Annotated in this window: 24 protein-coding genes; 16 read left to right on the top strand and 8 right to left on the bottom strand. The window is 43.5% G+C overall.

The features are described from left to right. The first annotated feature begins 8 nt into the window (after positions 1-8). Positions 9-761: an amino acid ABC transporter ATP-binding protein gene (locus NST45_RS14495; RefSeq protein ID WP_036686311.1), complete on the top strand. Its 753-nt coding sequence runs from the start codon at positions 9-11 to the stop codon at positions 759-761. Between the two features lie 95 nt (positions 762-856). Here the strand turns inward: NST45_RS14495 and NST45_RS14490 are convergent, their stop codons facing one another. Beyond that, positions 857-1,513 (bottom strand): S-layer homology domain-containing protein, encoded by a 657-nt coding sequence (locus NST45_RS14490; protein WP_038570438.1) that lies wholly within the window; start codon positions 1,511-1,513, stop codon positions 857-859. Between the two features lie 318 nt (positions 1,514-1,831). On the opposite strand from NST45_RS14490, the gene NST45_RS14485 reads away from it, so the two are divergent. After that, complete coding sequence (locus NST45_RS14485; protein WP_036686314.1) at positions 1,832-2,311, top strand: transcriptional repressor; 480 nt, start codon at positions 1,832-1,834, stop codon at positions 2,309-2,311. Positions 2,312-2,380: 69 nt separating this feature from the next. Here NST45_RS14485 and NST45_RS14480 read toward each other — a convergent pair whose 3' ends face one another. Beyond that, positions 2,381-3,061, bottom strand: a complete 681-nt coding sequence (locus NST45_RS14480) for a TIGR00266 family protein (RefSeq protein WP_036686316.1) — start codon at positions 3,059-3,061, stop codon at positions 2,381-2,383. A 162-nt stretch (positions 3,062-3,223) separates the two neighbouring features. On the opposite strand from NST45_RS14480, the gene NST45_RS14475 reads away from it, so the two are divergent. Both NST45_RS14475 and NST45_RS14470 read left to right on the top strand, forming a co-directional pair. Beyond that, the gene (locus tag NST45_RS14475) at positions 3,224-3,430 is read left to right on the top strand and encodes a hypothetical protein (RefSeq protein WP_036686317.1); all 207 of its coding nucleotides are present in this window, start codon (positions 3,224-3,226) and stop codon (positions 3,428-3,430) included. A 61-nt stretch (positions 3,431-3,491) separates the two neighbouring features. Continuing rightward, positions 3,492-4,223 carry a class I SAM-dependent methyltransferase gene (locus NST45_RS14470; RefSeq protein ID WP_339826167.1) on the top strand — a complete coding sequence of 244 codons (732 nt, stop codon included), beginning with the start codon at positions 3,492-3,494 and terminating at the stop codon, positions 4,221-4,223. A 22-nt stretch (positions 4,224-4,245) separates the two neighbouring features. On the opposite strand, the gene NST45_RS14465 is transcribed toward NST45_RS14470, so the two are convergent. Then, a complete protein-coding gene (locus NST45_RS14465) occupies positions 4,246-5,064 on the bottom strand; it encodes an AraC family transcriptional regulator (RefSeq protein ID WP_036686319.1) in 819 nt (272 codons plus the stop codon). Positions 5,065-5,341: 277 nt separating this feature from the next. On the opposite strand from NST45_RS14465, the gene NST45_RS14460 reads away from it, so the two are divergent. From NST45_RS14460 to NST45_RS14435, 6 genes are all read left to right on the top strand, one after another. Continuing rightward, a complete protein-coding gene (locus NST45_RS14460; protein WP_036686321.1) occupies positions 5,342-6,109 on the top strand; it encodes a sugar phosphate isomerase/epimerase in 768 nt (255 codons plus the stop codon). Continuing rightward, positions 6,102-7,199 carry a Gfo/Idh/MocA family oxidoreductase gene (locus NST45_RS14455; RefSeq protein WP_036686323.1) on the top strand — a complete coding sequence of 366 codons (1,098 nt, stop codon included), beginning with the start codon at positions 6,102-6,104 and terminating at the stop codon, positions 7,197-7,199. The genes NST45_RS14460 and NST45_RS14455 overlap by 8 nt, the downstream gene beginning before the upstream one ends. Before the next feature lie 22 nt (positions 7,200-7,221). Next, positions 7,222-8,292, top strand: a complete 1,071-nt coding sequence (locus tag NST45_RS14450; RefSeq protein WP_038570443.1) for a Gfo/Idh/MocA family oxidoreductase — start codon at positions 7,222-7,224, stop codon at positions 8,290-8,292. Between the two features lie 34 nt (positions 8,293-8,326). Beyond that, positions 8,327-9,295, top strand: a complete 969-nt coding sequence (locus tag NST45_RS14445; RefSeq protein ID WP_076101695.1) for a sugar phosphate isomerase/epimerase — start codon at positions 8,327-8,329, stop codon at positions 9,293-9,295. Next, positions 9,283-10,272, top strand: a complete 990-nt coding sequence (locus NST45_RS14440; protein WP_249267716.1) for an aminoglycoside phosphotransferase family protein — start codon at positions 9,283-9,285, stop codon at positions 10,270-10,272. Before NST45_RS14445 ends, NST45_RS14440 begins: the two co-directional genes overlap by 13 nt. Positions 10,273-10,344: 72 nt before the next feature. Then, a complete protein-coding gene (locus NST45_RS14435; protein WP_076101696.1) occupies positions 10,345-10,602 on the top strand; it encodes a DUF2164 domain-containing protein in 258 nt (85 codons plus the stop codon). 19 nt (positions 10,603-10,621) lie between these two features. Here NST45_RS14435 and fabV read toward each other — a convergent pair whose 3' ends face one another. After that, entirely contained in the window at positions 10,622-11,812 is a 1,191-nt protein-coding gene (gene fabV, locus NST45_RS14430) for an enoyl-ACP reductase FabV (protein WP_076213036.1), read from the bottom strand. Positions 11,813-11,990: 178 nt separating this feature from the next. Here fabV and NST45_RS14425 point away from each other — a divergent pair, with 178 nt between their 5' ends. The 4 genes from NST45_RS14425 to NST45_RS14410 all read left to right on the top strand — a co-directional run bounded on the left by NST45_RS14425 (position 11,991) and on the right by NST45_RS14410 (position 16,423). After that, complete coding sequence (locus tag NST45_RS14425; protein WP_052096993.1) at positions 11,991-12,953, top strand: aminoglycoside phosphotransferase family protein; 963 nt, start codon at positions 11,991-11,993, stop codon at positions 12,951-12,953. 67 nt (positions 12,954-13,020) lie between these two features. Then, on the top strand, positions 13,021-13,560 hold the full coding sequence (locus tag NST45_RS14420; RefSeq protein WP_076101698.1) for an HXXEE domain-containing protein: 540 nt from the start codon (positions 13,021-13,023) through the stop codon (positions 13,558-13,560). A 139-nt stretch (positions 13,561-13,699) separates the two neighbouring features. Then, a complete protein-coding gene (locus NST45_RS14415) occupies positions 13,700-14,767 on the top strand; it encodes an ABC transporter ATP-binding protein (protein WP_036686331.1) in 1,068 nt (355 codons plus the stop codon). A gap of 189 nt (positions 14,768-14,956) precedes the next feature. Further along, the gene (locus tag NST45_RS14410) at positions 14,957-16,423 is read left to right on the top strand and encodes a family 43 glycosylhydrolase (RefSeq protein ID WP_036686333.1); all 1,467 of its coding nucleotides are present in this window, start codon (positions 14,957-14,959) and stop codon (positions 16,421-16,423) included. An 84-nt stretch (positions 16,424-16,507) separates the two neighbouring features. Here the strand turns inward: NST45_RS14410 and fabF are convergent, their stop codons facing one another. Continuing rightward, positions 16,508-17,746 carry a beta-ketoacyl-ACP synthase II gene (fabF, locus tag NST45_RS14405; RefSeq protein WP_076101699.1) on the bottom strand — a complete coding sequence of 413 codons (1,239 nt, stop codon included), beginning with the start codon at positions 17,744-17,746 and terminating at the stop codon, positions 16,508-16,510. A 127-nt stretch (positions 17,747-17,873) separates the two neighbouring features. Between fabF and NST45_RS14400 the strand changes: the two genes are divergently transcribed. Continuing rightward, positions 17,874-18,734, top strand: coding sequence for a helix-turn-helix transcriptional regulator (locus NST45_RS14400; RefSeq protein WP_036686336.1), 861 nt, complete (start codon positions 17,874-17,876; stop codon positions 18,732-18,734). A 60-nt stretch (positions 18,735-18,794) separates the two neighbouring features. Here the strand turns inward: NST45_RS14400 and NST45_RS14395 are convergent, their stop codons facing one another. After that, complete coding sequence (locus NST45_RS14395) at positions 18,795-19,082, bottom strand: hypothetical protein (protein ID WP_036686338.1); 288 nt, start codon at positions 19,080-19,082, stop codon at positions 18,795-18,797. Between the two features lie 162 nt (positions 19,083-19,244). Continuing rightward, the gene (locus NST45_RS14390; RefSeq protein ID WP_076101700.1) at positions 19,245-20,390 is read right to left on the bottom strand and encodes an MFS transporter; all 1,146 of its coding nucleotides are present in this window, start codon (positions 20,388-20,390) and stop codon (positions 19,245-19,247) included. Positions 20,391-20,581: 191 nt separating this feature from the next. Between NST45_RS14390 and NST45_RS14385 the strand changes: the two genes are divergently transcribed. After that, on the top strand, positions 20,582-21,346 hold the full coding sequence (locus NST45_RS14385) for an exodeoxyribonuclease III (protein ID WP_036686601.1): 765 nt from the start codon (positions 20,582-20,584) through the stop codon (positions 21,344-21,346). 67 nt (positions 21,347-21,413) lie between these two features. Here NST45_RS14385 and NST45_RS14380 read toward each other — a convergent pair whose 3' ends face one another. After that, positions 21,414-22,853 carry a serine hydrolase gene (locus NST45_RS14380; RefSeq protein WP_339826021.1) on the bottom strand — a complete coding sequence of 480 codons (1,440 nt, stop codon included), beginning with the start codon at positions 22,851-22,853 and terminating at the stop codon, positions 21,414-21,416. Positions 22,854-22,886: the final 33 nt, after the last annotated feature.

Genomic DNA, 22,886 nt, shown 5'->3' with positions numbered 1-22,886 from the left:
AGATACTTGTGATTGAAATCATTAATTTGCATAAATCCTTCGGCGCACTCCAAGTGTTAAAGGGTATTGATCTGAAAATGGAGCATGGAAAGGTACTTGTCATTATTGGGCCATCTGGCTCCGGGAAGACTACACTGCTGCGCTGTTTTAATCTGTTGGAAATCCCGGATCAAGGCAGCCTGTCGCTCAGTGATATCACCATCAATTTTACAGATCATAAGAAAATTCCTCAGAATTCCGTATTGGCCCTTCGTCAGAAAACAGGGATGGTCTTTCAATCGTATAATTTATTTCCGCATATGACTGCGCTTGGCAATGTGATGGAGGGACAGGTAACTGTCCTGAAACGATCCAAGGAAGAAGCGCGCAAGCGGGGGCTTCAGCTGCTGGCTAAGGTGGGTTTGGCAGATAAAGCTGATAACTATCCACATCAGCTGTCAGGTGGACAGCAGCAGAGAGTGGCCATCGCCCGGGCTATGGCAGTAGATCCAGAAGTGTTATTGTTTGATGAGCCCACTTCGGCGCTCGATCCTGAGCTGGTAGGGGAAGTGCTTAAGGTTATCAAACAATTAGCGGCAGAAGGTATGACTATGGTGATTGTGACCCACGAGATGAAATTTGCCGCCGATGTAGCGGACCGGATCATTTTGATGGATGGTGGTCATATCTTAGAGCAAGGGACTCCGCAAGAAGTGCTGGAGCATCCGAAGAATCCCCGGGCTCTGCAATTTCTGAACAGACTGAATGGTGAAGAAGAGTAGAAAGACAATATACACGAAAAAGCGGCTCGGGAATCATCCGGAGCTGCTTTTTCATGTGTAGATTATTCAAATGAGAAGAGTATCTGAAATTTGGCTTATACTCCAGTTTTCAGAAATTCCAAAGCGTTGTAGAGCATAATCGCTGCTTCGGCGCGGGTGAGTTCGCTTTTTGGATTAAACTTTCCGTTAGCATCCAGGCTATTGATCTTGTATTTCAGGGAGCGCTGAATACTGCCTTGATACGCAGGAGTCAGAGAAGCTTCATCAGCGATATCTACTGGAACGATATTGATCATCGGCAGATTGCCAACGCCTTCGATCGCTTGCACTAGATAGTTAGTGAATTGCTCTTTGGTCATAATGAGGTTAGGATCAATGTCTTTAGGAAGCTTAACTTCATTGTAATAAGCATTGATAAAGGCTTCAGCGTACCAGGCTTTGTCTTTTACTTTTGTGAACAAGCCGCTGGCAACAGGAGCTTTGTTAAAATCAATGGCCGCGAGGCTAAGCTGGAGACCGCCGGAGATAAACTGAATCCCTTGGGCTGTAGTTACCTTAGAGCCAGGGAGAAATTGAGATTCGCTGACACCTTTAATTAACCCTTGATTTTTTAAAGAAATGATTTTTTCTTTGCCGTTTATGTTATCAATATCCTTAAAGGTGTTCCCAGCTGCAAACATCTGACCACCCAAAGAAAAGGAGAAAATGGCTACGGTTGTGATCGCTGCTAGTGTGCTTTTTTTCATGTTCATGTCTTTTCACCTCGTTGTATGGATAGGCTCCTTAGCCTTTGTCACTCCTTTAACGTTGTAAATTATGGAAAGGTTGCGGTCTAATCTGTATTATTTCACGAAAAAGTAGATTTTAATAGAAATATGGGCCAGATTGGGGTGTAGTACTTTGGATAAGTGGCATGAAATGATATAATGATGTCAGGCTCTTTTCATTCGTGGTTAATTTTGTTATGATTATATCGTAACGATTACTATTTATGGTTTGTCCAAACTGCATAAATAGGAGCGTCTCAGAGGGTACGGATGTTAAATCGTTCCGGGAAGGTAGGAGACCAAATGGATCAAATATCAAATATCAGTCAATTGTTTGCGGCGCAAAAATATAAATTAACGCCTCAGCGTGAAGCTATAGTGAACGTTCTGCTCGACAATGAGAAGGATCATCTAAGCGTAGAAGAAGTATATATGCTTGTTAAGAACAGCTATCCACATCTGGGCCTGGCAACGGTATACCGTACACTTGAGCTTTTATGTGAGCTACACATTGTAGAGAAGATGAACTTCGGAGACGGAGTTGCCCGTTACGATTTGCGCGGGAACGATCATTCGCATATGCATCATCATTTGATATGCAGCGTATGCGGTCGGTTGGAGGAAATTAAGGACGACTGGCTTGTGGAGCTGGAGAGAAGAGTGGAACGTGAATATGGCTTTAACGTCACGGATCACCGCCTTGATTTCAAGGGTACTTATGGAACATGTAAACGTACAGGCTGCAAAAAAGCAAAAGCAGAAGCAGATAAAGCAGTCTCGTAAGATCGCTTTCTAACCTAAAGACACAGGCTCCAAGCCTGTGTCTTTTTTGATTACTGCGTTTTAGGAAGTCTAGCTTCGAGTAGGTACAAAGGATTTGATCCACGTTCCGAAGCTGCCAGGGTTACGGCTCTGAACGAGAATTACACCTTCTCCACGAAAGCGGCACACAAGTGCTTCACCACTGGTTATGCTGTTTAGCCAGCCAGAGGCTGCCTTTTCTACCTTATAGTCCATATAATCTGGCCATGCTACGAGGTGTCCGTTATCGATAATCATTTCTTCACCAGGTCCTAAATTAATCGCATGGATAGCACCGAAGGAAGACAGGAACACCGTTCCTCTGCCACTGATTTCTACAATGAAGAAGCCTTCACCGGAGAAGAGCCCTCTGGTTAAATTCTGCATTTTGGTATTTACTTGAATGCCTTCAGTTCCGGCGAGAAATCCGTCTTTTTGAACTAACAGTTTATACGATCCGTCTAATTCTATCGCCTGAATATCGCCGAGTGAGCCAGGTGACAGCAATACCTCACTTTGACCACGGGTCGCTCTAAGTTCTTGAAAGAAGAATTTCTCACCGCTCAGCATTCTCCCGAGACCGCGCATTAAACCACCATCCACGGTTCCTTTTAATTCTACGTTAGGTGACATCGCGACCATTGCGCCCATTTCAGCCTTTACGCTTTCACCGGGATTTAGTTGGACCTTTAACATAGCAAAAGCACCTTCATACAAAACCTGGTAATTCATCCTTTAAACCTCCGCATCTATTTAGATAAGATAGAATACTAGCTTTGCTCTAAGTGTAACGGAATTCTTGCTTCGCTCATAGTCTGGAATATGTTAAAATGAAGTTGTCTTATAGATGTTAGATCAATAATCATTCACCCATGAATAGGAGAGTGGTGTCACATGGCACGAACCAAGACACAAAAAGCCTTGCGTAAGGCAGAGCGCTCCGGAGCCTGGTGCGCAGCACAAAGTCGTAGATCGAATAGTGATTATGGAGCCATTTCACAGCATGTACGGTTAACACCAAGCAAGCAGGAACAATTGAATAAGAATAGATATAAGGGGCAGATCTTCCAAGATGATGCTCCTTTTTTATTGGCTATTTGATAAGAGAACATTGCTCAGCGTATAGTAATTGAAGAAATAATATATAGGAGATGTATCCATGATGAAACAAAATAAATATGACGATTCGAATTTCTTCTCAGCCTACCAGCAAATCCCTCGTTCTATTGGAGGACTAGAAGCAGCAGGTGAATGGCATGTATTAAAGGCGCTTCTTCCAGACTTACATAATAAAAGTGTGCTTGATCTGGGCTGCGGCTTCGGCTGGCATTGCCTGTATGCCCGTGAGCAGCAGGCGAGTTCAGTTATAGGTGTGGATATCTCTGAAAAAATGCTGCAACAGGCGCGTGAAAAAACGAACGATCCTGCTATAACTTATATCCAGCTGCCGATTGAGGACATTGATTTTACGAGCGAGCAATTTGATGTGGTCCTCAGTTCATTGGCTTTCCACTATATTGAATCTTTTACAGCCATCTGCCGCAAAGTCCATGCGTTTCTTAAGCCTGGTGGGAGTTTTATTTTTTCAGTGGAGCATCCAATCTTTACTTCACGGGAAGAGCAAGACTGGTATACCGATGAACAAGGTAACCGCCTGCATTGGCCCGTAGATCATTATCAATCAGAAGGACTTCGTGAAACTAAATTCTTAACAGAAAATGTGATTAAATACCATCGCACGATTTCCACCTACTTTAATGACCTGATTGAAGCTGGCTTTACTATTAAAGCGGTTAAAGAACCAAAGCCTTTAGAAGAAATGAGTAATGATCCATGGATGAAGGATGAGGAGCGTAGACCGATGTTCCTGATCATTTCGGCTGTAAAAGAATAATTTCATTCTCATGTTTCTTCATTTACACCTGTTCTCTGCTGTGCACACGATATTCTCTTGGTGACATACCAAAACGGCTTCGGAAGACGCGGTGAAAATAGGTATAGTTCGCAAAACCACAAGTTTCTGCTACTTGCTCCAGCGGCATGGGACTGAAGGTTATCCGTTCTCTGGCCATTTCCAGTCGGACATCGTTTACATATTTAATAATACTGGTCCCAAAGGCTTCTTTAAATAAATGAACGGCTCGCGAGACGGATATACCCACAAAACCTGCTACATCCTCCAATAGAAAGGGTACGGTTGCGTGCTCCTCAACATATTGCTTCATTCGGTATGCCAAATAACCTTTTGGAGTAATTGCTGGCTGGTCTGTAATTAGCCGGTCGATTTCCATACATAGAATTTGCAGATAGCAGGCAGATATTTCTGGAGAGAAGTCGGAAAGTCGACGGTGCTCCAGAATTAACTGGCGAAACAAGCCAAGAAAATTCTCACTAAGCGGCACACTTAGGCGAGTGGGTCTTTGTGAACGTTGCCACCATTCATCAATCCATGTTCCCCCACAAAAAATATGATAATCTCCGCTTTCAATTCGTGGCTTGCCTACAGGGTACTCTTCTTTATCTATGATCAAATAGTAAGGATCATTTGGAGCGAATAACATAATATCCCCGCTTTCCACAGGTGACATCACACCATCGATCAATGCACGGCTTCTTCCTTCCGTTTGCAGACGTATAAGAAAGTTCTGGTTCCCTTGACTTTGAGACATATGAAAAGGCTTGCGATGAAAAGAAAATCCGGCTGATAATACGTGACAGGTAGCAGAATGAGTCATAGGTCCTCCTAGGTGTATTGAAATGATAAGCAGATTGTTCATGTTTTAATCATATTCTTCATTTTAATATATACGCTTTCATATTACTATGTAGCTAAGCAATAAAGAAAGAAATCGACCATCAACGCTAGAAACAGTCGGTATGAGCTGTGCTTACAAGAATGACAGTTTAAGGAAACTGATGAGAATCAGATTAGTCAATTCTGTTACAGCATTATTGTTCAAGTGATTATCACTACAGAAAGCTAACTTTAAATCCAATTGGAGTGATTCGAAAATGCTGAAGATAGGCCTGCAATTGTATACGCTCAGAGAAGAACTGGAACAGGATTTTGAAGGGACACTGCGTAAAGTGGCAGCCCTTGGTTATAAAGGCGTGGAGTTTTTCCATTACTTCGGCCGTAGCGCAGCAGAAGTCAAACAACTGCTTGATGAACTAGGATTAGTTGCGCTGGGCGCACACCGTCCCTATGACGCGTTGTTAAATGATACAGAGGCAGAGATTGCGTACAACCTAGAGATTGGAAATCATAATCTGATTGTGCCGTATCTGTCAGAAGAACAACGTAACTATGAAGAAGTTGCTGCGAATCTGAAGATCATTGGAGAAAAGTGCAAGGCGCGTGGAGCGGTTCTTTTGTACCATAATCATGACTTTGAGCTAACTGATCGATATGGTGACCGTACAGCGTTTGACGGTTTGTTTGAAGAAGTGCCAGCTGATTTGCTGCAAGTTGAAATGGATACATGCTGGGTACATCACGCAGGTTATGATGCCGTAGAATATATCAACAAATACGCTGGCCGGTTGCCGATCATCCATCTGAAAGATTTGAAGAAACATGAGGATGGTTCACCAGAAACGGTTGTTCTAGGCGAAGGAGAAGTAAACCTTACAGCAATTCTTGATGCGGCTGTACAGGCAAAGGTAGAGTGGGCGGTAGTGGAGCAGGATTATTGCAGCCGTTCACCATTAGAAAGTGTAGAAGATAGTTTGAAATGGGTAAAAGCATACGCTAATCAAGGGGGAAATGTTCATGTCTAAAAAGTTGAGAATTGCTATTGTCGGTTGCGGTGGAATTGCTAATGGAAAACATATGCCAAGTTTGTCACGTCAAGCAGATGCTGAAATGGTAGCCTTCTGTGATATCGTCGAAGAACGTGCACAGGAAGCAGCAAAAACCTATGGTGCTGAAGGCGCGGCTGTATATACAGATTATCAAGAGCTTTTGAAAGCCGGAGGATTCGATATCGTGCATGTATGTACACCGAATGACAGTCACTCCGTGATCACAATCGCAGCATTGGAAGCTGGCAATCATGTAATGTGTGAGAAGCCTATGGCGAAGACTACAGCTCAAGCACAGGAAATGTTAGAGGCTGCTAAACGTACAGGCATGAAATTGTCTGTAGCTTATCAAAACCGTTATCGTGCGGATAGTGAATACCTTAAAGACGTTTGCGAAAACGGTGAGCTTGGTGAAATCTATTATGCAAAAGCGATCGCAGTACGTCGTCGTGCGGTTCCTACATGGGGCGTATTCCTGGATGAAGAAAAGCAAGGTGGGGGTCCACTGATCGATATCGGTACGCATGCGCTTGATCTAACATTATGGATGATGGACAATTATAAACCGCGTAGTGTTATGGGCTCGACTTTTCATAAGCTAGGTAACCGTAAAAACGGCGGAAATGCCTTTGGTCCATGGGACCCTGAACAATTTAAAGTAGAAGATTCAGCATTTGGATTTATTACCATGGAAAATGGTGCTACAATTGTACTGGAATCAAGCTGGGCTCTTAATGTATCGGAATTTGGAGAAGCGAAGACGCTCCTCGCAGGTACAGAGGGTGGCGCAGATATGAAGGACGGGTTACGCTTAAATGGTGACCGTGGTGGCCGTCTATACGAGACTAAAATTGACTTGTCCGCAGGGGGAGTAGCTTTCTTTAACGGAGGACAAGAGAGTGAATCCGATCGTGAAGCTCGCTTGTGGCTTGAGGCAGTTAGGGAAGATAAAGAACCAGTAGTTAAACCTGAACAAGCCCTTGTCGTTACCCAAATTTTGGAGGCTATTTACGAATCTTCCCGTACAGGTCGTGCTGTGTATTTTGACGGAACATCAGATAACTAAACGAGAAGCAGGTGTGAAGTTCATGAGTTCAAACAGACATTCTGTAGTCATTGTTGGTTTTGGAGGAATGGGAAGTTATCACGCAGGATTGATAAAAGAGACCTCTACCTTAATCGTAGTTGGAACGTACGATGTGCTTGAAGCACGTCGTACCAATTCCAACGACGCTGGCTACAAGGCGTACCAAAGTTATGAAGAAGTATTGGCAGATTCTTCGGTCGAAATTATTCTAATTGCCACACCGAACGATGTGCACAAAGAAATTGCGATTCGTGCATTACAAGCTGGCAAACATGTCATTTGTGAGAAGCCAGTTACTCTATCGAAGGTTGAATTTCAAGAAATACTGGCAGCCGCTGATGAAGCTGGACGTGTGTTTATGGTGCATCAGAACAGACGTTGGGATGAAGATTTTTTAACCATCAAAAAAATGTACGATGAGGAGACGATTGGATCCCTATTCCAGATCGAATCCCGCGTGCATGGAGCGAACGGAATTCCTGGAGACTGGCGTCATGTTAAGGCACAAGGCGGAGGGATGCTGCTGGATTGGGGCGTTCACTTATTGGACCAGCTATTATTCATGATTGATAGCAAAATCACCAGTGTGAGCAGTAGTCTAAGCTTTATTTTAGGAAACGATGTCGATGACGGCTTTGAAGCTATTCTGCAATTTGAGAATGGAATTAAAGCGATCGTAGAGGTTGGGACGACTAACTTTATTACATTGCCAAGATGGTATGTGAAGGGTATCGAAGGCACTGGAATTATTGAAGACTGGTCATTAACCGGAAGATTGGTTACAAGAAATAACGCAGGTGAAAAAATCGAACCGAAGCCGATTCGTGCAGGTGTAGGACTAACTAAAACTATGGCACCTCCATCGGAGGGGGCAACGATCACTGAGGAATTACCTCAGCCGTCGGAGTTAAGCTCTAGCTTTTATGATAATTTCGCTGCTGTCATTGAGGGTACTGCAGAACCTATCGTTAAGAACGCTGAGGTTATGCGGGTACAGAATTTGATTGAAGTTATTTTTGAAGCTGCTGAGAGTAATCAAGTGGTGAAGAATTTTGATATCTACGGTAAATAATAAGTAAACTATTTCCAAGAGGAGGTGGCCTACAATGAAACTTGGAGTATTTATGGTCTTGTTTGGAGGTCGTAAGCTGGAGGATGCTCTTGATTATGTAGTATCCAAAGGGCTAAAGGCGGTAGAAATCGGTACGGGAGGCAATCCTGGCAACAGCCACTGCGACCCTAAAATGCTGCTGGAGAATGAAACAGCCTTACAAGAATTCAAACATGCTGTGGAATCTCGCGGACTTACAATCAGTGCTTTGAGCTGCCACGGTAACCCATTGCACCCGCAAAAAGAACTTGCTCAAAAGGATCATGAGGATTTCGTAAACTCGGTCAAATTGGCGCAGAAGCTAGGGGTTCCGGTTGTGAATACCTTCTCTGGATGTCCTGGAGATCATGAGGGTGCTAAATATCCGAACTGGCCTGTAGCTCCATGGCCAAATGATTATCAAGAAATTCTGGACTGGCAATGGGAGAACAAGGTTATTCCTTATTGGAAAGAATGGGGTGCCTTTGCCGCTCAGCACGATGTAAAGGTAGGTCTTGAGCTGCATGGCGGATTCTCTGTACACACACCAGGTACTTTGCTGCGGCTGAGAGAAGCAGCAGGTGAAGTGATCGGTGCGAACCTTGATCCGAGTCACATGTGGTGGCAAGGAATTGATCCTGTGCAAGCGATTCATATTTTGGGACGCCAAGGTGCAATCCATCACTTCCATGCGAAGGATACCGTTATTGATCCTGTGAATGTCAACATGCACGGATTAACTGATATGCAGTCGTATACCAAGATGCTTGACCGTGCTTGGCAGTTCCGTTCTGTCGGTTTTGGACATGATCTTAAGACTTGGGCTGACATTATTAGTGCACTTCGTTTGGTTGGGTATGACTATGTGGTTAGTATCGAGCATGAAGATGGGCTGATGTCTATTGAAGAAGGTTTCTCCAAAGCTGTAAGTAACCTTCAACAAGTATTGATTGAGGAGCCACTGACAGAAATGTGGTGGGTTTAAACGAAATGGAGAGCTTCACGAAAGTTAAATTAAATGATGAACAGCTGGATATTTTGGTGAAAGCGGTTTTCGGTTCAGAAACTGCAGTTAACCTTAGTTCAGAACTTACCGGAGGCTTTTTTAATACAGCCTATGATTTGGAACTTAGCACTGGGAAATCTGTCATTCTAAAGGTTGCCCCTGCTGTAGAGACAGATACGTTAAGTTACGAGAAGAACATTATGCGAACTGAAGTGGAAGCTCTCCGAATGGTTGCAGATAAGGGTGTCGTGCCCGTGCCTGCCGTCTACCATTATGATGAAAGTCTGCTGCTCATTCCTATTCCGTATTTCTTTATGGAGAAGGTGGAGGGCCAGCCCTACAGTGATGTGAAGGAGAGTCTTTCACTTCCGGAGAGAGAGGCTATCGAAACTGAGCTGGGGCGTTACAATTGCATAATCAATGAGATACGCGGAGAACGTTTTGGCATTTTTGGAACGGATTCAGAGGAGCCAAGAGCCTCGTGGAGAGAGACCTTTTCATGCCTGATGGAAAGTGTACTTGCTGATGCCAAGAGGCTGAATGCACAGCTCCCTGCGTCCTATGAAGAGATTATGCAGGAGGTTTCCAAGTATCTCCCTGCATTAGATGCTGTAACCGAGCCACGACTGGTGCATTGGGATTTATGGAATGGGAATGTATTTGTGAAGGATGGAGTCATCGTATCGCTGATTGACTGGGAGAGAGCCCTGTGGGGCGATGTGCTGATGGAGTATTATTTTAGGCATTTTGAGAATTCTGCCAGTTTCTATAAGGGGTACGGAACAACCTACGACAGTCCAAACGAGATTCAGCGGAAGAAGCTTTATGATCTTTATCTTGATCTTATTCTTGCTATTGAATGTTATTCACGCAAATATGCAGACGAAGGTTATGTCCGTTGGACGCACGATAACTTGACTGAGGGTTGGAACCGTTTCAAAGGCAGCAGTGAATGAAGGTTATAGGTGTAAAAAATGACGTGCGAAAGCACGTCATTTTCCTGTATCTAATTAGATTGGAGGATTACCATGCAGCCGTTAAAAATACCGAGAGAACATAAGCTTCAGATTACAGCCAGTATTCAAGAATATTTTGATACAGAGCTGTCTAACGAAATTGGTCAATTAGCCAGCGAGAACCTTCTCGATTTTATGCTCAAAGAACTTTCGCCTTATATTTACAATCAAGCGTTGGCAGATGCACGAAAAATGATTGAGCAAAAGATGATATCTCTGGAAGAGGAAATGTATGCTCTCGAACAACCCTTATCCTCAGGCAGAAGATAATCCAAAAACACGATAAATTTTAACGCAGATTTATAACAGTTACGTCTGGATCAGTATCAGCTTCGTAATCTACACCTTCAGTCTCGAAGCCAAATAGCTGGAAGAATTCCTGTTTATAGCTATGCAGATCCGTTAGGTCGTAGATATTGTCTGAAGTAAGCTGGTCCCAGATTTCGATAACTTCTTGCTGGACTGCCGGAGACAATTCCCAATCATCTATACGGATACGACCTTCTTCATCCACAGGAGTTCCTTTCGCTGCATAGAGATGTTCAGCAAACAACCGATAGGTCTGCTCAATACAACCTTCATGAAGACTGTGCTCTTTCATGACTTTGTAAAGGGCGGAAATATAGAGGGGCACTACAGGAATCGCCGAGCTGGACTGTGTGACAAGACCTTTTGTGACCGCTACATAAGCTCTACCGTGAGTAACAGATAACGCTTCGTTAAGTGTTCTCGCCGTAGCTTCAAGATGGTCTTTAGCAAGTCCAATGGTTCCCTGGCGATATACCGCTTGAGTAAGCTCTGATCCGATATACGAATAAGCAATAGTGGTTGCGTGATCTGCTAATACTCCGGCTTGCTGGAGTGCTTCTATCCATAGCTGCCAATCATCACCGCCCATCACCCGTACGGTATCATGAACTTCCTTATCGGTCGCGGGTTCAATGGAGATTTGACTTACCTCACCGGTGTGAAAATTTACAGTTTTGTTGGTAAAGGTGTCGCCAATAGGTTTGAGAACAGAGTTATATACTTCACCTGTCTCCGGATCTGTACGGCGCCCAGAAGCAACACTGTAGATGACCAAATCGACTTGTCCTAATTCGCTGCGGATCAGCTGGATAGTTTTTTCTTTGGTCTCTTTGGAGTATGCATCTCCGGTAACGCTGTAGGATTGCAGGCCAGCAGACTCCGCAAGTTGTTCGAAGGCTGCAGAATTGTACCACCCAGCAGAGGCTGTACGGGTTCCATTGCTGCTGCTCGGCCGATATACGCCTACTGTGCTGGATCCAGCCCCAAAGGCGGCTGTAATCCGTGAGGCGAGGCCGTAGCCTGTGGATGCGCCAATGACTAGCACCTTCTGTGGTCCTTTGATCTCGGGTTGTGCCTTAATATACTCAATTTGCCGCTCGACTTGACGAGCGCAGCCTTGCGGATGTGCGGTTGTACATATAAAGCCACGTGTTCTAGGTTTTATGATCATAATAATAGTTTCCTCTCTTTCATGAAAAGCAGCTAATGATACGTGTTATTTCTAATTTTAACAATTTTCATTCCAATGGAGAAGGATTGTTTATATTTCTTGTATCTAATACAATAAATCCTGGGCTTTTAAAAGGTTGGATTTTTGCATTTACTTAACTCTGTATGGTGGTGAAGTCTTGGAAAGTCAGACTAAAACAAAATTGACGGTTGAGCAGCAGGACATCCTGGTGGGTGCTGCTTTTGGAAGCCATGTGAAAATCATTCAAAGTACGGAATTGACGGGAGGTTATTTCAACGCAGCTTATGACCTCCTATTGTCAGATGGCAGGGCTACGATTCTTAAGATATCGCCATCTGATGAGACAGACACGCTAAGTTACGAGCACGATATCATGGCTACAGAGGTTGCGGCAATGCAGCTAATGAAGTCTAAAGGAACGGTACCTGTGCCTGAGGTATACGCTTATGATAACAGCAGAAATTTAATATCGAGTGACTTTTTTTTCATGGAGAAAATAATCGGCCAGCCCTATAATGAAATTAAGGAAGAGCTTAGTCCGCAGCAAAGAAGTTGTATTGAGGAAGAATTAGGTCGTTATAGCCGGATTATTAATGAAATTCAAGGGGATCATTTTGGATTATTTAATGTATCCTCGAAGATAAAGGGGACTTCTTGGCGGGAAACCTTTCAAAATTTAATTGGCAACCTCCTTGATGATGCTCGGCGATTAGATGCAAAGATGCCCATTCCTTTAGAAACGATTGAGGCGGAGATCAACAGCCGTATACATGTGATGGATGTGGTGACTGAGCCACGTTTAGTTCACTGGGATCTATGGGATGGGAATGTGTTTGTACGAGAGGGAAGCATTGTTGCTTTAATCGATTGGGAACGGGCGTTATGGGGCGATCACCTTATGGAATATTATTTTCGCTATATTGAGAATTCTGAGTATTTCTGTAGAGGTTATGGGGACAGCTTTGATAGCCCTAATGAATGTGCACGCAAAAAGCTCTACGACTTATATATCGATTTAATTTATTTCATTGAGTGTTATTCGCGTAAATACGATAGCCAAGGCCATTTCCAGTGGGCACATGATAATCTGCTGGAAGGTTGGGACCGTTTCATGGGTTAGGACATTTTCAGCAAGATCACAACATAAGAAGGTAAGGAGGCTGAGTAGGAGAAGGGAGAGGATTCACATGCTTGAGTGGCTAAGTGTACATATAGATATCGTAAGTTTGCTGTGGCTGTTGCCGATCCTATTTATGTTTCATGATTTTGAAGAAATATTAACGATTGAAGCATGGGGTGCAAAGTATAGAACCAAGTTAGAGGCTGCAATTCCTTCGTTTATGCGCAAGACATATCATTCGATGTTACAAATGACTACACGTAATTTTGCAATGGACGTATTATTCGTGTATATTTTTATAGTGACGGTAACTTGTATTGCAGTTTTCTTTTCTAATTATTTATTGTACCTGGCAGTGCTTGCGGTATTTTTCTTACATGTATTTACTCATCTAGGACAGACGATATATTTAAAGGTATATGCACCAGGGGTAGTTACAGCAGTACTAGTAGTTCTTCCCTATTCTCTTTATGCGTATTATCGACTATTGAATGACAACTTGGTATCCCTTGGAGATATCGGATGGTCTCTACTGTTAGTTCTTTTGCTGCTTCCGCCAATATTGTGGTTGTTAGTGAAGAATAGAGCTCGCATTAATCAGAACTAGTACATAAGGCTGCTGCTGGCCATATCTTTTTCAGAAAAATCTTGACTAGAACCCTTAGAACTAGATAAAATAATACTTATTGCTTACAACTTGGTGAGAATCATTATCATAATTGACGAGGAAATGAGAGGGTGACAAGATGGAGCGCCTTTTAGAGGTAAAAGATCTAGCGATATCATTCAAAACACACGGTGGAGAAGTACAAGCGATCCGTGGTGTTAGCTTCCATGTAGATAAAGGTGAAACTCTAGCGATTGTTGGGGAATCCGGTTCCGGTAAAAGTGTAACTTCACAAGCGGTAATGAAGCTAGTTCCAACGCCGCCAGGAGAATATAAACGTGGACAAATTTTATTTGATGGACAAGATTTGATCGGTAAGACTGAAAAGCAAATGCAGAAGATTCGTGGTAAAGAGATCGGTATGATTTTTCAGGATCCGATGACTTCCTTGAACCCGATGATGAAGGTCGGCAGACAAATAACTGAAGTACTGCACAAACATGAGAAAATCTCCAAAGAAGCTGCAAATAAACGTGGGATTGAGCTGCTTACGCTAGTAGGTATTCCTTCACCAGAGCGCCGCTTCAATCAATATCCACATGAGTTCAGTGGCGGTATGCGTCAACGTGTCGTTATCGCAATGGCACTTGCAGCAAACCCAAAGCTTCTGATTGCGGATGAGCCAACTACAGCGCTCGACGTAACCATTCAGGCACAGATTCTTGACCTGATGAAGGAATTACAGAAGAAGATTGATACGGCGATTATTTTTATCACCCATGATCTTGGTGTTGTAGCAAGAATGGCGGATCGTGTAGCGGTAATGTATGCCGGACAAATTGTTGAAATGGGAACTGCAGAAGAGATCTTCTACGATCCAAGACATCCTTACACTTGGGGATTACTTGCATCCATGCCAAGTCTTGAGAGCAAAGGTTCTTTGCTTACCGCGATTCCTGGTACACCTCCAGATTTGATCAAACCGCCTAAGGGTGATGCCTTCGCACTTCGCAGCACCTATGCTATGCAAATCGATATGGAGAAAGAGCCTCCAATGTATAAGGTTTCGGATACCCATATGGTGAAATCTTGGCTAATGCATCCGATGGCTCCTAAGGTGGAACCACCAACAGTTGTTAAGAATAGACAACGTGTGCTTAAGAACGCTTATCCAGAGCCTGTTTTAGTGCAAGAAGGCGCTAAGTAAGCAACTTGTTTTAACTAAATAATAAGAGGAAACGTTAGGCCATTTAGTTGGCTTAGCGTTTTTTTTATTTTCTAAAATGTTCACTATTATTTAAATAAGTATGAATTAATACGAACTTAATTAAATAAAAGGGTTGACTATTTATCGTTTTCATCTCAAAATGAAAAGGCATACATAGGGGGTATAACGATGAAGAAGATAATTATTACTACTTTACTTAGTGTTTCATTATTAGCTGTAACCGCATGCAACAACGACACGGCTAACTCTGGCAACACAAACAGCGGACCTGAGCCTGTTCAGCCTGTCTTTAAAAATGTTTCTGTACATGATCCATCCATTATTTTGGCTGATAATAAGTACTATGTGTTTGGCTCTCATTTGGCTTCTGCTAAATCCGACGACCTGATGTCCTGGACTCAATTGTCCTCTGGAGTTGTTGATGGAAACGTACTCATCCCGAATGTCAAAGAGGAATTAAAAGAGGCCTTAACCTGGGGAAAGACGGACACCTTATGGGCTCCGGATGTCATTCAATTGGCGGATGGCAAATATTATATGTATTACAACGCTTGTAAAGGCGATTCCCCATTATCAGCACTCGGTATAGCCGTGTCAGACCATATTGAAGGACCTTATAAGAACAAAGGGATCTTTCTGAAGTCCGGTATGGTGGGCGCAGGGGATGACGGAGAAACTTATGATGCCACACAAAAGCCGAATGTTGTAGATCCGGATGTGTTCTTTGATAAAGAAGGCAGATTGTGGATGGTGTATGGTTCTTATTCTGGTGGTATTTTTATTATGGAACTGGATACAAGCACAGGATTCCCACTGCCAGACCAAGGTTATGGCAAAAAGCTTCTAGGCGCAAATCATGCGCGGATAGAAGCTCCCTATATGCTGTACAGTCCTGAGACGGATTACTACTATCTGTTCTTATCCTACGGAGGTCTGGCTGCAGATGGTGGATATAACATCCGTGTAGCTCGCTCGAAGACACCTGATGGACCTTTTGAAGATTCTGAGGGCCAGGATATGATCCATTCACAGGGCACAGCTGGCGTATTGTTTGATGATCCTGCTTATGCTCCTTACGGAGTTAAACTCATGGGGAATTTCGAATTCCTGAATAATGACGATGAGCTCCCAGTAAGTGGGGAAGGATATGTATCACCAGGACATAACTCCGCATTTTACGATGAAGAGACTGGCAAGTATTATTTGATCTTCCATACACGGTTCCCGAATCGTGGTGAAAAGCATGAGGTTAGAGTACATCAAATGTTCATGAACGCTGATGGCTGGCCGGTGGTCGCACCACACCGTTATGGCGGCGAGACCATTGATAAATATACGAAAGAGCAAATCGCAGGCGAATACAAATATGTAAATCATAATAAAGAGATTACGGCTGATATCGTGCAATCAGAGCTAATTCAATTGACGAAGAGTGGTAAAATCAAAGGCGCGGTTAAGGGCAAGTGGAAGCTTATCGACGATCATACTGCAGAGTTAACGATAGGTGGTTCTAATTATAAGGGTGTGTTCCTGAAAGAGTGGAATGAAGCTACAGCCAGTAATGTTATGACGTTCACCGCGGTTTCTAATGAAGGGATCTCTATCTGGGGAAGTCATGTATCACCTTCGGAATAAGATAGTTTAAAAGGATTAACAGCAGAAGGGGTTTCAACTAGTCATGTGTAATGGCTAAGTTGAAACCCCTTTTATAATGTAAGATTAGTCTACGAACTTTCGGATCACAATAACAGCATTATGGCCGCCGAAGCCAAATGAATTGGAGATGCCTATTTCGAGATTAGCTTTTCGTGCATTGTTAGGTACGTAATCCAAATCACAGATGGAATCAGGCGTGTCCTGATTGATGGTAGGAGGAATGATTCCTTCTTGGATACTCTTAACTAACGCAATGGCTTCTAAGCCGCCAGCGGCCCCCAAAGCATGTCCAGTCATGGACTTATTAGCGGTTACGGGGATGTGGTACGCATGCTCGCCAAATAATTTTTTAATCGCTAGTGTTTCAGAGTGGTCTCCTACTACTGTACTTGTCGCGTGCGCGCTGATTACATCTACATTGTGGGGTTGGAGATTAGCTTCATTTAGCGCTAACTTCATAGCTTGATAGGCACCAATTCCTTCTGGATGAGTGGCAACCATATGATAAGCATCAGAGCTAGCACCATACCCGATCACTTCGCCGTGAATCTTGGCGTTTCTACGCTGAGCATGGGAGAGTGACTCTAGAATGACTATGCCGCCGCCTTCACCGATTACAAAGCCATCCCGTTCTCCATCGAAAGGACGACTCGCTTTCGTAGGCTCCTCATTTCGTGTAGATAAAGAGGTGGCATTCCCAAAGCTGGCCAGCGAGATGCCAGTAATAGCAGCTTCAGAACCCCCGGCTATAACGATGTCCGCACCGCCATAACGAATTAAACGGAAAGCCTCGCCAATCGCAGTATTGCCAATAGAACAAGCTGTTACTGGAGACATGGTCGGGCCGAGAGCTCCAAATTTAATGCTGATCATTGCCGCAGCCATATTGGAGATCATCATGGGAATTAAGGTAGGGCTAACTCGATCAGGACCACGATCCTTCAGGACCGTACCTTGATCCATCAAGGTCTGAATTCCTCCAACGCCAGATCCTACATAAACGCCAAGTCTCTCCTTGTCAATCTTATCAAGCTGGAGACCAGATTGTTTCCAAGCCTCTTCAGTAGCTGCGAGGGCAAACTGACTGAATCTGTCCATTCGGCGTGCCTCTTTACGGCCAAATCTGCCCTCTGCATCGAAATCACGTACTTCGCCAGCAATCCTCGTCTTAAAACCTGTTGTATCAAATGAAGTGATCGGGGATATACCCGACTCACCAGAAATTAGCCGATCCCAAAATTGCCCGATTGTATTCCCAAGTGGTGAGATTAAGCCCATGCCTGTAATCACTACGCGTTCCATAATGAACCTCCTCAGCTAGTGTATACTAGTATTTTTTCATTTTACTTATCCTATTACAAGTTATCGTTTATCCTAGTATAATTTGTACTATACTAAAGGAACAGGAATCCCAAAGTGGAGGTAGCTTATGGCTAATCAAACAAGATTACAAGCATTATCCGATTTTTTGAAAGCACGTCGTGCGGCCATTTCACCAAGCTCTGTAGGCTTGCCGGAAGGCACACGCAGAAGGACGCCAGGACTCCGCAGGGAAGAGGTTGCACAGCTTGCAGGGGTAAGCAGCACCTGGTATACGTGGCTTGAACAAGGCAGAGATATAAAAGTCTCGTCATCTGTTTTGGACTGTATTGCCACTGCACTTAGGCTGACTAAAGACGAGCGGAAGTATCTTTTTGCACTGGCTTTAGAAACTGGAACCGGCACCACACCCTATCCGCAAGATGAATCTTCTGTAATTAGTCCTTCGCTGCAGAAAATTTTACAGGAACTCAAATATTGTCCTACGATAATTTCTGATAGACGTTGCGGGATCGTCGGTTGGAATGATGCTGCCGCGCATGTTTTTCTTGATTTCTCAAAGCTGCCCATCGAAGAGCGGAATATGATCCGATTGTTATTTGTTCGTAAGGAGTTCAGACGCTTAGCGGTGAATTGGGAACAGTTCGTCAGCGGTTATCTTTCTATCTTCAGAGCGTATTACGGACAGTATGTAGAGGATCATTGGTATGATGAATTTATAGAGGAATTGAAAGAATTGCATCCGGCTTTTAATGAGATGTGGGAGCAAAGTCGGGTTAGTTCGGCCCCGGATGTGTTACTAGAATTCAGACATGCCAAGGCGGGGAAAATGTTATTTCATCTTACCTCTTTGCAGGTTCATGGCAGTGCCGATTTACGATGCAGCATCTATACTCCTGCGGGAGATTCGAATACTGAAACCAAGCTAAAGCAGCTTATGGAGCAGCATACAATAGAAGGATTAAGCTAGATTCACATAGAGAAGCATCCCTAGCTGAACTTTCAGCTAGAGATGCTTAATACTACACTATTAGAAATCTGATGTTGAAATTTCAATAGTTCCGAATGTGGTGCCAGCAGGAGTGCTTAAGAGTGCAGCTACCAAAAGGGCATGAACTGCAAGCGTAAGGCTATTGAACGCTGGAATCGTGTATGTGATAACTGGAGCATTCACACGAGTGATTACTAAATCTACTGGGAAGTTGGAGTTATTGTTCACAGTAACAGCAGCGTTAATACCACCTGCAAGGTTTTCATAATAAGATTTACCAATGACAGGGGCTAAATTGAAATATTGAATCGGTAATACGATGGCCATAGTAACGACCTCCTTTTCGTTTGATAGGATATTCTATGTTGAAAATCTATTAATGCTAGAGCGAATGCCATGGTGAATTAGCACTTTTTGATAGAAAAAACCGGGGATGTCCTATAGCCATTTAGAAAGTGGCTGGGACAACCCCGGTTTATTTTGGTACACTTATTCCGTTTTTTTTCGATAAATCAGATACAGTATCAATCCGAACAGCATGCCGACAAACGACATCGCGGAGATCGTTAAGTAAAGAGCTTTACCCCCAAAGGCATCATATAATGCCCCGCCAGCATAAGAAGCCAGGATACCTGATACACCGAAGAACAACAGTGCAAGTACGGTCTGGCCTGTAGCACGCCATTCCTCGGGTACAATACTGTACAGGTATTGAATAGCAGCCGAGTAGAACACAGGGAAGGTAAGAATTTGCAGAATCTGCAAATAGGCTAATAAGTGTGGATCAGTGATCCAAGCTGAAATAAAGAAACGAAGGAAATAGAAGCCTCCGGAAATCGATATGATGATCAGTTCTTTTCCTTTACGCAACCACCAGAAGCTTAATGCAAAGACAATGATTTCACTTATTGCCGCGAGGAAAAACGATTGGCCTACCAATTGAGGACTGCCACCAAGCTCACGAATATAAACTCCAATAAATGTATCGTTCATTCGTGCGGGTACAGAGCTAATAAATATGAGCACCAGAAACATCAATGTCTTTTTGTTGCCAAAAAAGTGCTTGAGACTATTCAGCGTGACCGGTTTACCTGTGACGGGGGCATCTGGCATGTTCCAGCTTACTATAAAGCTTATAAGGCAAATGGCAACAAACAGAAGAGCTATACCATGAGAGCCGAAAAAACCAAGCACATAGCCAGTAATCAAAGCCATTACACCATAACCAAGCGCACCATATGTACGGATAGAACCATAGCTAATTCCAGCCACCTCAGAGACTCGGAAATTCAAGCTTTCTGTCAGCGGATCAATGGGCATCAAGAAGAAATACAGCAGCATAGCAAAAAGAATGAGAACAGCATAACTGCTGGAATCGAACAAAAAGTATCCGGTCACCGCTGAGCATAACAGCAGAGCTAACAGCACTTTGCGGATGGTTTTTGTTTTATCACTAATCATCCCCCATAAAGGTTGAGCAATGATGGTAACAAAACCACCAGTTCCAATAATGAAGCCGATTTGCGATGGGCTTAGACCTTGTTCACTTAGATAGACTGGCAGAAAGGGAATAAACATGGCCAGCAGAGCAAAATACAAAAAGTTAAACCCTCGTAAAAGATTTGGTGCATTCATAAGTTTTTTTACCTCACGTGTTAGAAAATTTGTATAGAGTCAATTTTGCTATTGTATCATGGATAGTAAATGATTAGGATATAAATCTATTCGCGGAATTGCTCAAGATGACCCTAATCCTCTATAAATTTCTGGTCGTTATATGATAAACTGGTTACTATCAAAGCAAAATGCAAGGAGAAACGTTAATGATAAAGTTGGTATCATGGAATGTGAATGGCCTTCGGGCCTGTGTGAAAAAAGGGTTTGATGAATATTTTAAGGAAGTAGAAGCAGATATTTTCTGTGTTCAGGAGACAAAGCTGCAAGAAGGGCAGATTGTTCTGGAACAGGGTGAAGAATACAATCAATATTGGAATTATGCAGTGAAAAAAGGGTATTCAGGCACAGCTATATTCACCAAAATCAAGCCGATCTCTGCGAGATACGGAATGGAAGAGGATGAAGAAGCGGAAGGCCGGATTATTACGCTGGAGTTCGAACATTTTTATCTAGTGAATGTGTATACACCAAATGCCAAACGAGATCTGGCTAGATTGGATTACAGAATGGAATGGGAGGACCGCTTCCGCAATTACCTTCTGGAACTGGACAAGCTAAAACCAGTCGTTGTATGCGGCGATATGAACGTAGCCCATCAGGATATTGATATCAAAAATGCTAAAGCTAACCGCGGAAACTCTGGCTTTACCGATGAAGAAAGAGGAAAAATGAGTACGCTGCTGGAGTCCGGCTTCATAGATACCTTTAGATATTTTCATCCAGAGCTTGAAGGCGTTTATTCATGGTGGTCTTATATGCCGAAGGTGAGAGAACGGAATGTAGGCTGGCGGATTGATTATTTCCTAGCTTCTTCTAGACTTGCACCTAATCTGCTGGATGCCCAAATTGATTGCCACATTATGGGGAGCGATCATTGCCCGGTCATCCTCAAGCTTGCTGATTTCACTGACTAGGATCGAATATTTAAAAGGCCGCTAAGTCTCTTTAAAGGACGAAGCGGCCTTTTTTATTCATTAAGAATTATAGTCTGCCAATGATCTCAGGGAATTCAGTCGGTCCCATATTCACATTAAACTTTTGTTTAAGAATTAGCTGATTCTCTAGTAAGATTATTTCAAGAGTTATGCAAAAAGGCATTTCAATAAACAATAAAGTGAGCTGCAGCTGATCATCAGCAACCCAAGTAAAGCTGGACATGATTCGGTTCAAGGAAGCATCAATGATCTGTGCGAAGCTTTCGAGCCATTCCCCTCGACCAAGACAGATCACAGAATCCTCTCCAGTCTTAAATTGTAAAGTAACTGCAGCTTCGTTGTTATTGAAAGAGATAGAGAAGGTGTCCAAGGCAAATTGGTTGTCATCGAGCTTATAGGTTAAGCTGTTTATTCGTTCTTCTTGTGATGAAGATGGCTGCAGTTGTGGCGGTTGGATAGATAAATACTTTAATTGTTCAACCAAGTGGGCAGAAGCAGCTGGCTCTAATGGCAAGGGTGCTTGCTCCATCGCGGGAAGCAGATGTTCCCACACAGCATTCAACATTCCTTGTATACTGTCTGATGCAGCAGTAGTAATAATTACGGCATCTTGCTCCGGAAGCACGACACAGAGTTGACCGAAGGCGCCATCTGCCCGGTAGGCACCGTGCTGGCATTGCCAGAACTGATACCCATATCCCATTGCCCAGTCATGATCGCCTTCGCCATTGGAAATATGTTTGGAAGTAGCCTCATTAATCCACTTTTCAGGCAGAACCCGTTGATTATTCCAGATTCCTTTTTGTAAGTATAGCTGGCCGAATTTAGCGATATCCTCGGTTGTAATGTTTAAGCCAAATCCCCCTGTGTTAATTCCGCGTGGACAAGACTCCCACGTTGCGCCGTGAATGCCCAGAGGAACGAAGAGGCGTGGTTCTAAATATTCTAGCAGTGTTTGGCTAGTAACCCGTTGAAGGATCGCGGCCAGCATGTAAGTAGCACCGGTATTATATAGGAAATGTGTACCTGGTTGTTTCTCGACCGGGACGGAGAAGAAAGCTTTCACCCAATTCCCGTCTGCACTTTTGCGAAGTGTGTCCATAGTATCCACGACATGCCCGGTACCCATCATCAATAGATGTCTGATTGTCATATTGGTTAGATTGTCTGTGATTGGATCAGGAGCATCTTCAGGGAAAAAGGATAGGACAGAATCATCGAGGGTGACGAGTTTCTCTGTAACAGCAAACCCGATTGCGGTTGAGGTGAAACTTTTGCTAAGTGAAAATAACATATGCGGAAGATCGGACCTGTAAGGGGCCCACCAGCCTTCAGAGACCACATAACCATGTCGAAGTAGCATAAAGCTGTGCAGGCCTAAATTTTGTTCCTCTACTGCACTAATAAAGCTGGATATTGCGGTTGATGAAATGCCCTGTTCTTCTGGAAGACTTCTAGATAACCGCAAGCTGCTTGTAGTTTCCATACGCTCATCTCCTAAATTTTGAGAATGCTCACC

Origin of the sequence: Paenibacillus sp. FSL R7-0163 (assembly GCF_037969975.1) — a bacterium.
Lineage (GTDB): Bacteria > Bacillota > Bacilli > Paenibacillales > Paenibacillaceae > Paenibacillus_AQ > Paenibacillus_AQ odorifer.
Note: the sequence above shows the minus strand (reverse complement) of the source record. Positions and strands in the feature narration are given on the sequence as shown.

What these genes read in the sequence shown, in the direction of transcription:
- NST45_RS14450 (WP_038570443.1), top strand. Translation starts at nt 7,222, where the DNA reads ATGAGTTCAAACAGACATTCTGTAGTCATTGTTGGTTTTGGAGGAATG.
- NST45_RS14380 (WP_339826021.1), bottom strand. Translation starts at nt 22,853, where the DNA reads ATGGAAACTACAAGCAGCTTGCGGTTATCTAGAAGTCTTCCAGAAGAA.
- NST45_RS14465 (WP_036686319.1), bottom strand. Translation starts at nt 5,064, where the DNA reads ATGACTCATTCTGCTACCTGTCACGTATTATCAGCCGGATTTTCTTTT.
- fabV (WP_076213036.1), bottom strand. Translation starts at nt 11,812, where the DNA reads ATGATCATAAAACCTAGAACACGTGGCTTTATATGTACAACCGCACAT.
- NST45_RS14460 (WP_036686321.1), top strand. Translation starts at nt 5,342, where the DNA reads ATGCTGAAGATAGGCCTGCAATTGTATACGCTCAGAGAAGAACTGGAA.
- NST45_RS14445 (WP_076101695.1), top strand. Translation starts at nt 8,327, where the DNA reads ATGAAACTTGGAGTATTTATGGTCTTGTTTGGAGGTCGTAAGCTGGAG.
- NST45_RS14415 (WP_036686331.1), top strand. Translation starts at nt 13,700, where the DNA reads ATGGAGCGCCTTTTAGAGGTAAAAGATCTAGCGATATCATTCAAAACA.
- NST45_RS14390 (WP_076101700.1), bottom strand. Translation starts at nt 20,390, where the DNA reads ATGAATGCACCAAATCTTTTACGAGGGTTTAACTTTTTGTATTTTGCT.
- NST45_RS14490 (WP_038570438.1), bottom strand. Translation starts at nt 1,513, where the DNA reads ATGAACATGAAAAAAAGCACACTAGCAGCGATCACAACCGTAGCCATT.
- NST45_RS14400 (WP_036686336.1), top strand. Translation starts at nt 17,874, where the DNA reads ATGGCTAATCAAACAAGATTACAAGCATTATCCGATTTTTTGAAAGCA.
- NST45_RS14410 (WP_036686333.1), top strand. Translation starts at nt 14,957, where the DNA reads ATGAAGAAGATAATTATTACTACTTTACTTAGTGTTTCATTATTAGCT.
- NST45_RS14470 (WP_339826167.1), top strand. Translation starts at nt 3,492, where the DNA reads ATGAAACAAAATAAATATGACGATTCGAATTTCTTCTCAGCCTACCAG.
- NST45_RS14475 (WP_036686317.1), top strand. Translation starts at nt 3,224, where the DNA reads ATGGCACGAACCAAGACACAAAAAGCCTTGCGTAAGGCAGAGCGCTCC.
- NST45_RS14395 (WP_036686338.1), bottom strand. Translation starts at nt 19,082, where the DNA reads ATGGCCATCGTATTACCGATTCAATATTTCAATTTAGCCCCTGTCATT.
- NST45_RS14420 (WP_076101698.1), top strand. Translation starts at nt 13,021, where the DNA reads ATGCTTGAGTGGCTAAGTGTACATATAGATATCGTAAGTTTGCTGTGG.
- NST45_RS14455 (WP_036686323.1), top strand. Translation starts at nt 6,102, where the DNA reads ATGTCTAAAAAGTTGAGAATTGCTATTGTCGGTTGCGGTGGAATTGCT.
- fabF (WP_076101699.1), bottom strand. Translation starts at nt 17,746, where the DNA reads ATGGAACGCGTAGTGATTACAGGCATGGGCTTAATCTCACCACTTGGG.
- NST45_RS14485 (WP_036686314.1), top strand. Translation starts at nt 1,832, where the DNA reads ATGGATCAAATATCAAATATCAGTCAATTGTTTGCGGCGCAAAAATAT.
- NST45_RS14435 (WP_076101696.1), top strand. Translation starts at nt 10,345, where the DNA reads ATGCAGCCGTTAAAAATACCGAGAGAACATAAGCTTCAGATTACAGCC.
- NST45_RS14480 (WP_036686316.1), bottom strand. Translation starts at nt 3,061, where the DNA reads ATGAATTACCAGGTTTTGTATGAAGGTGCTTTTGCTATGTTAAAGGTC.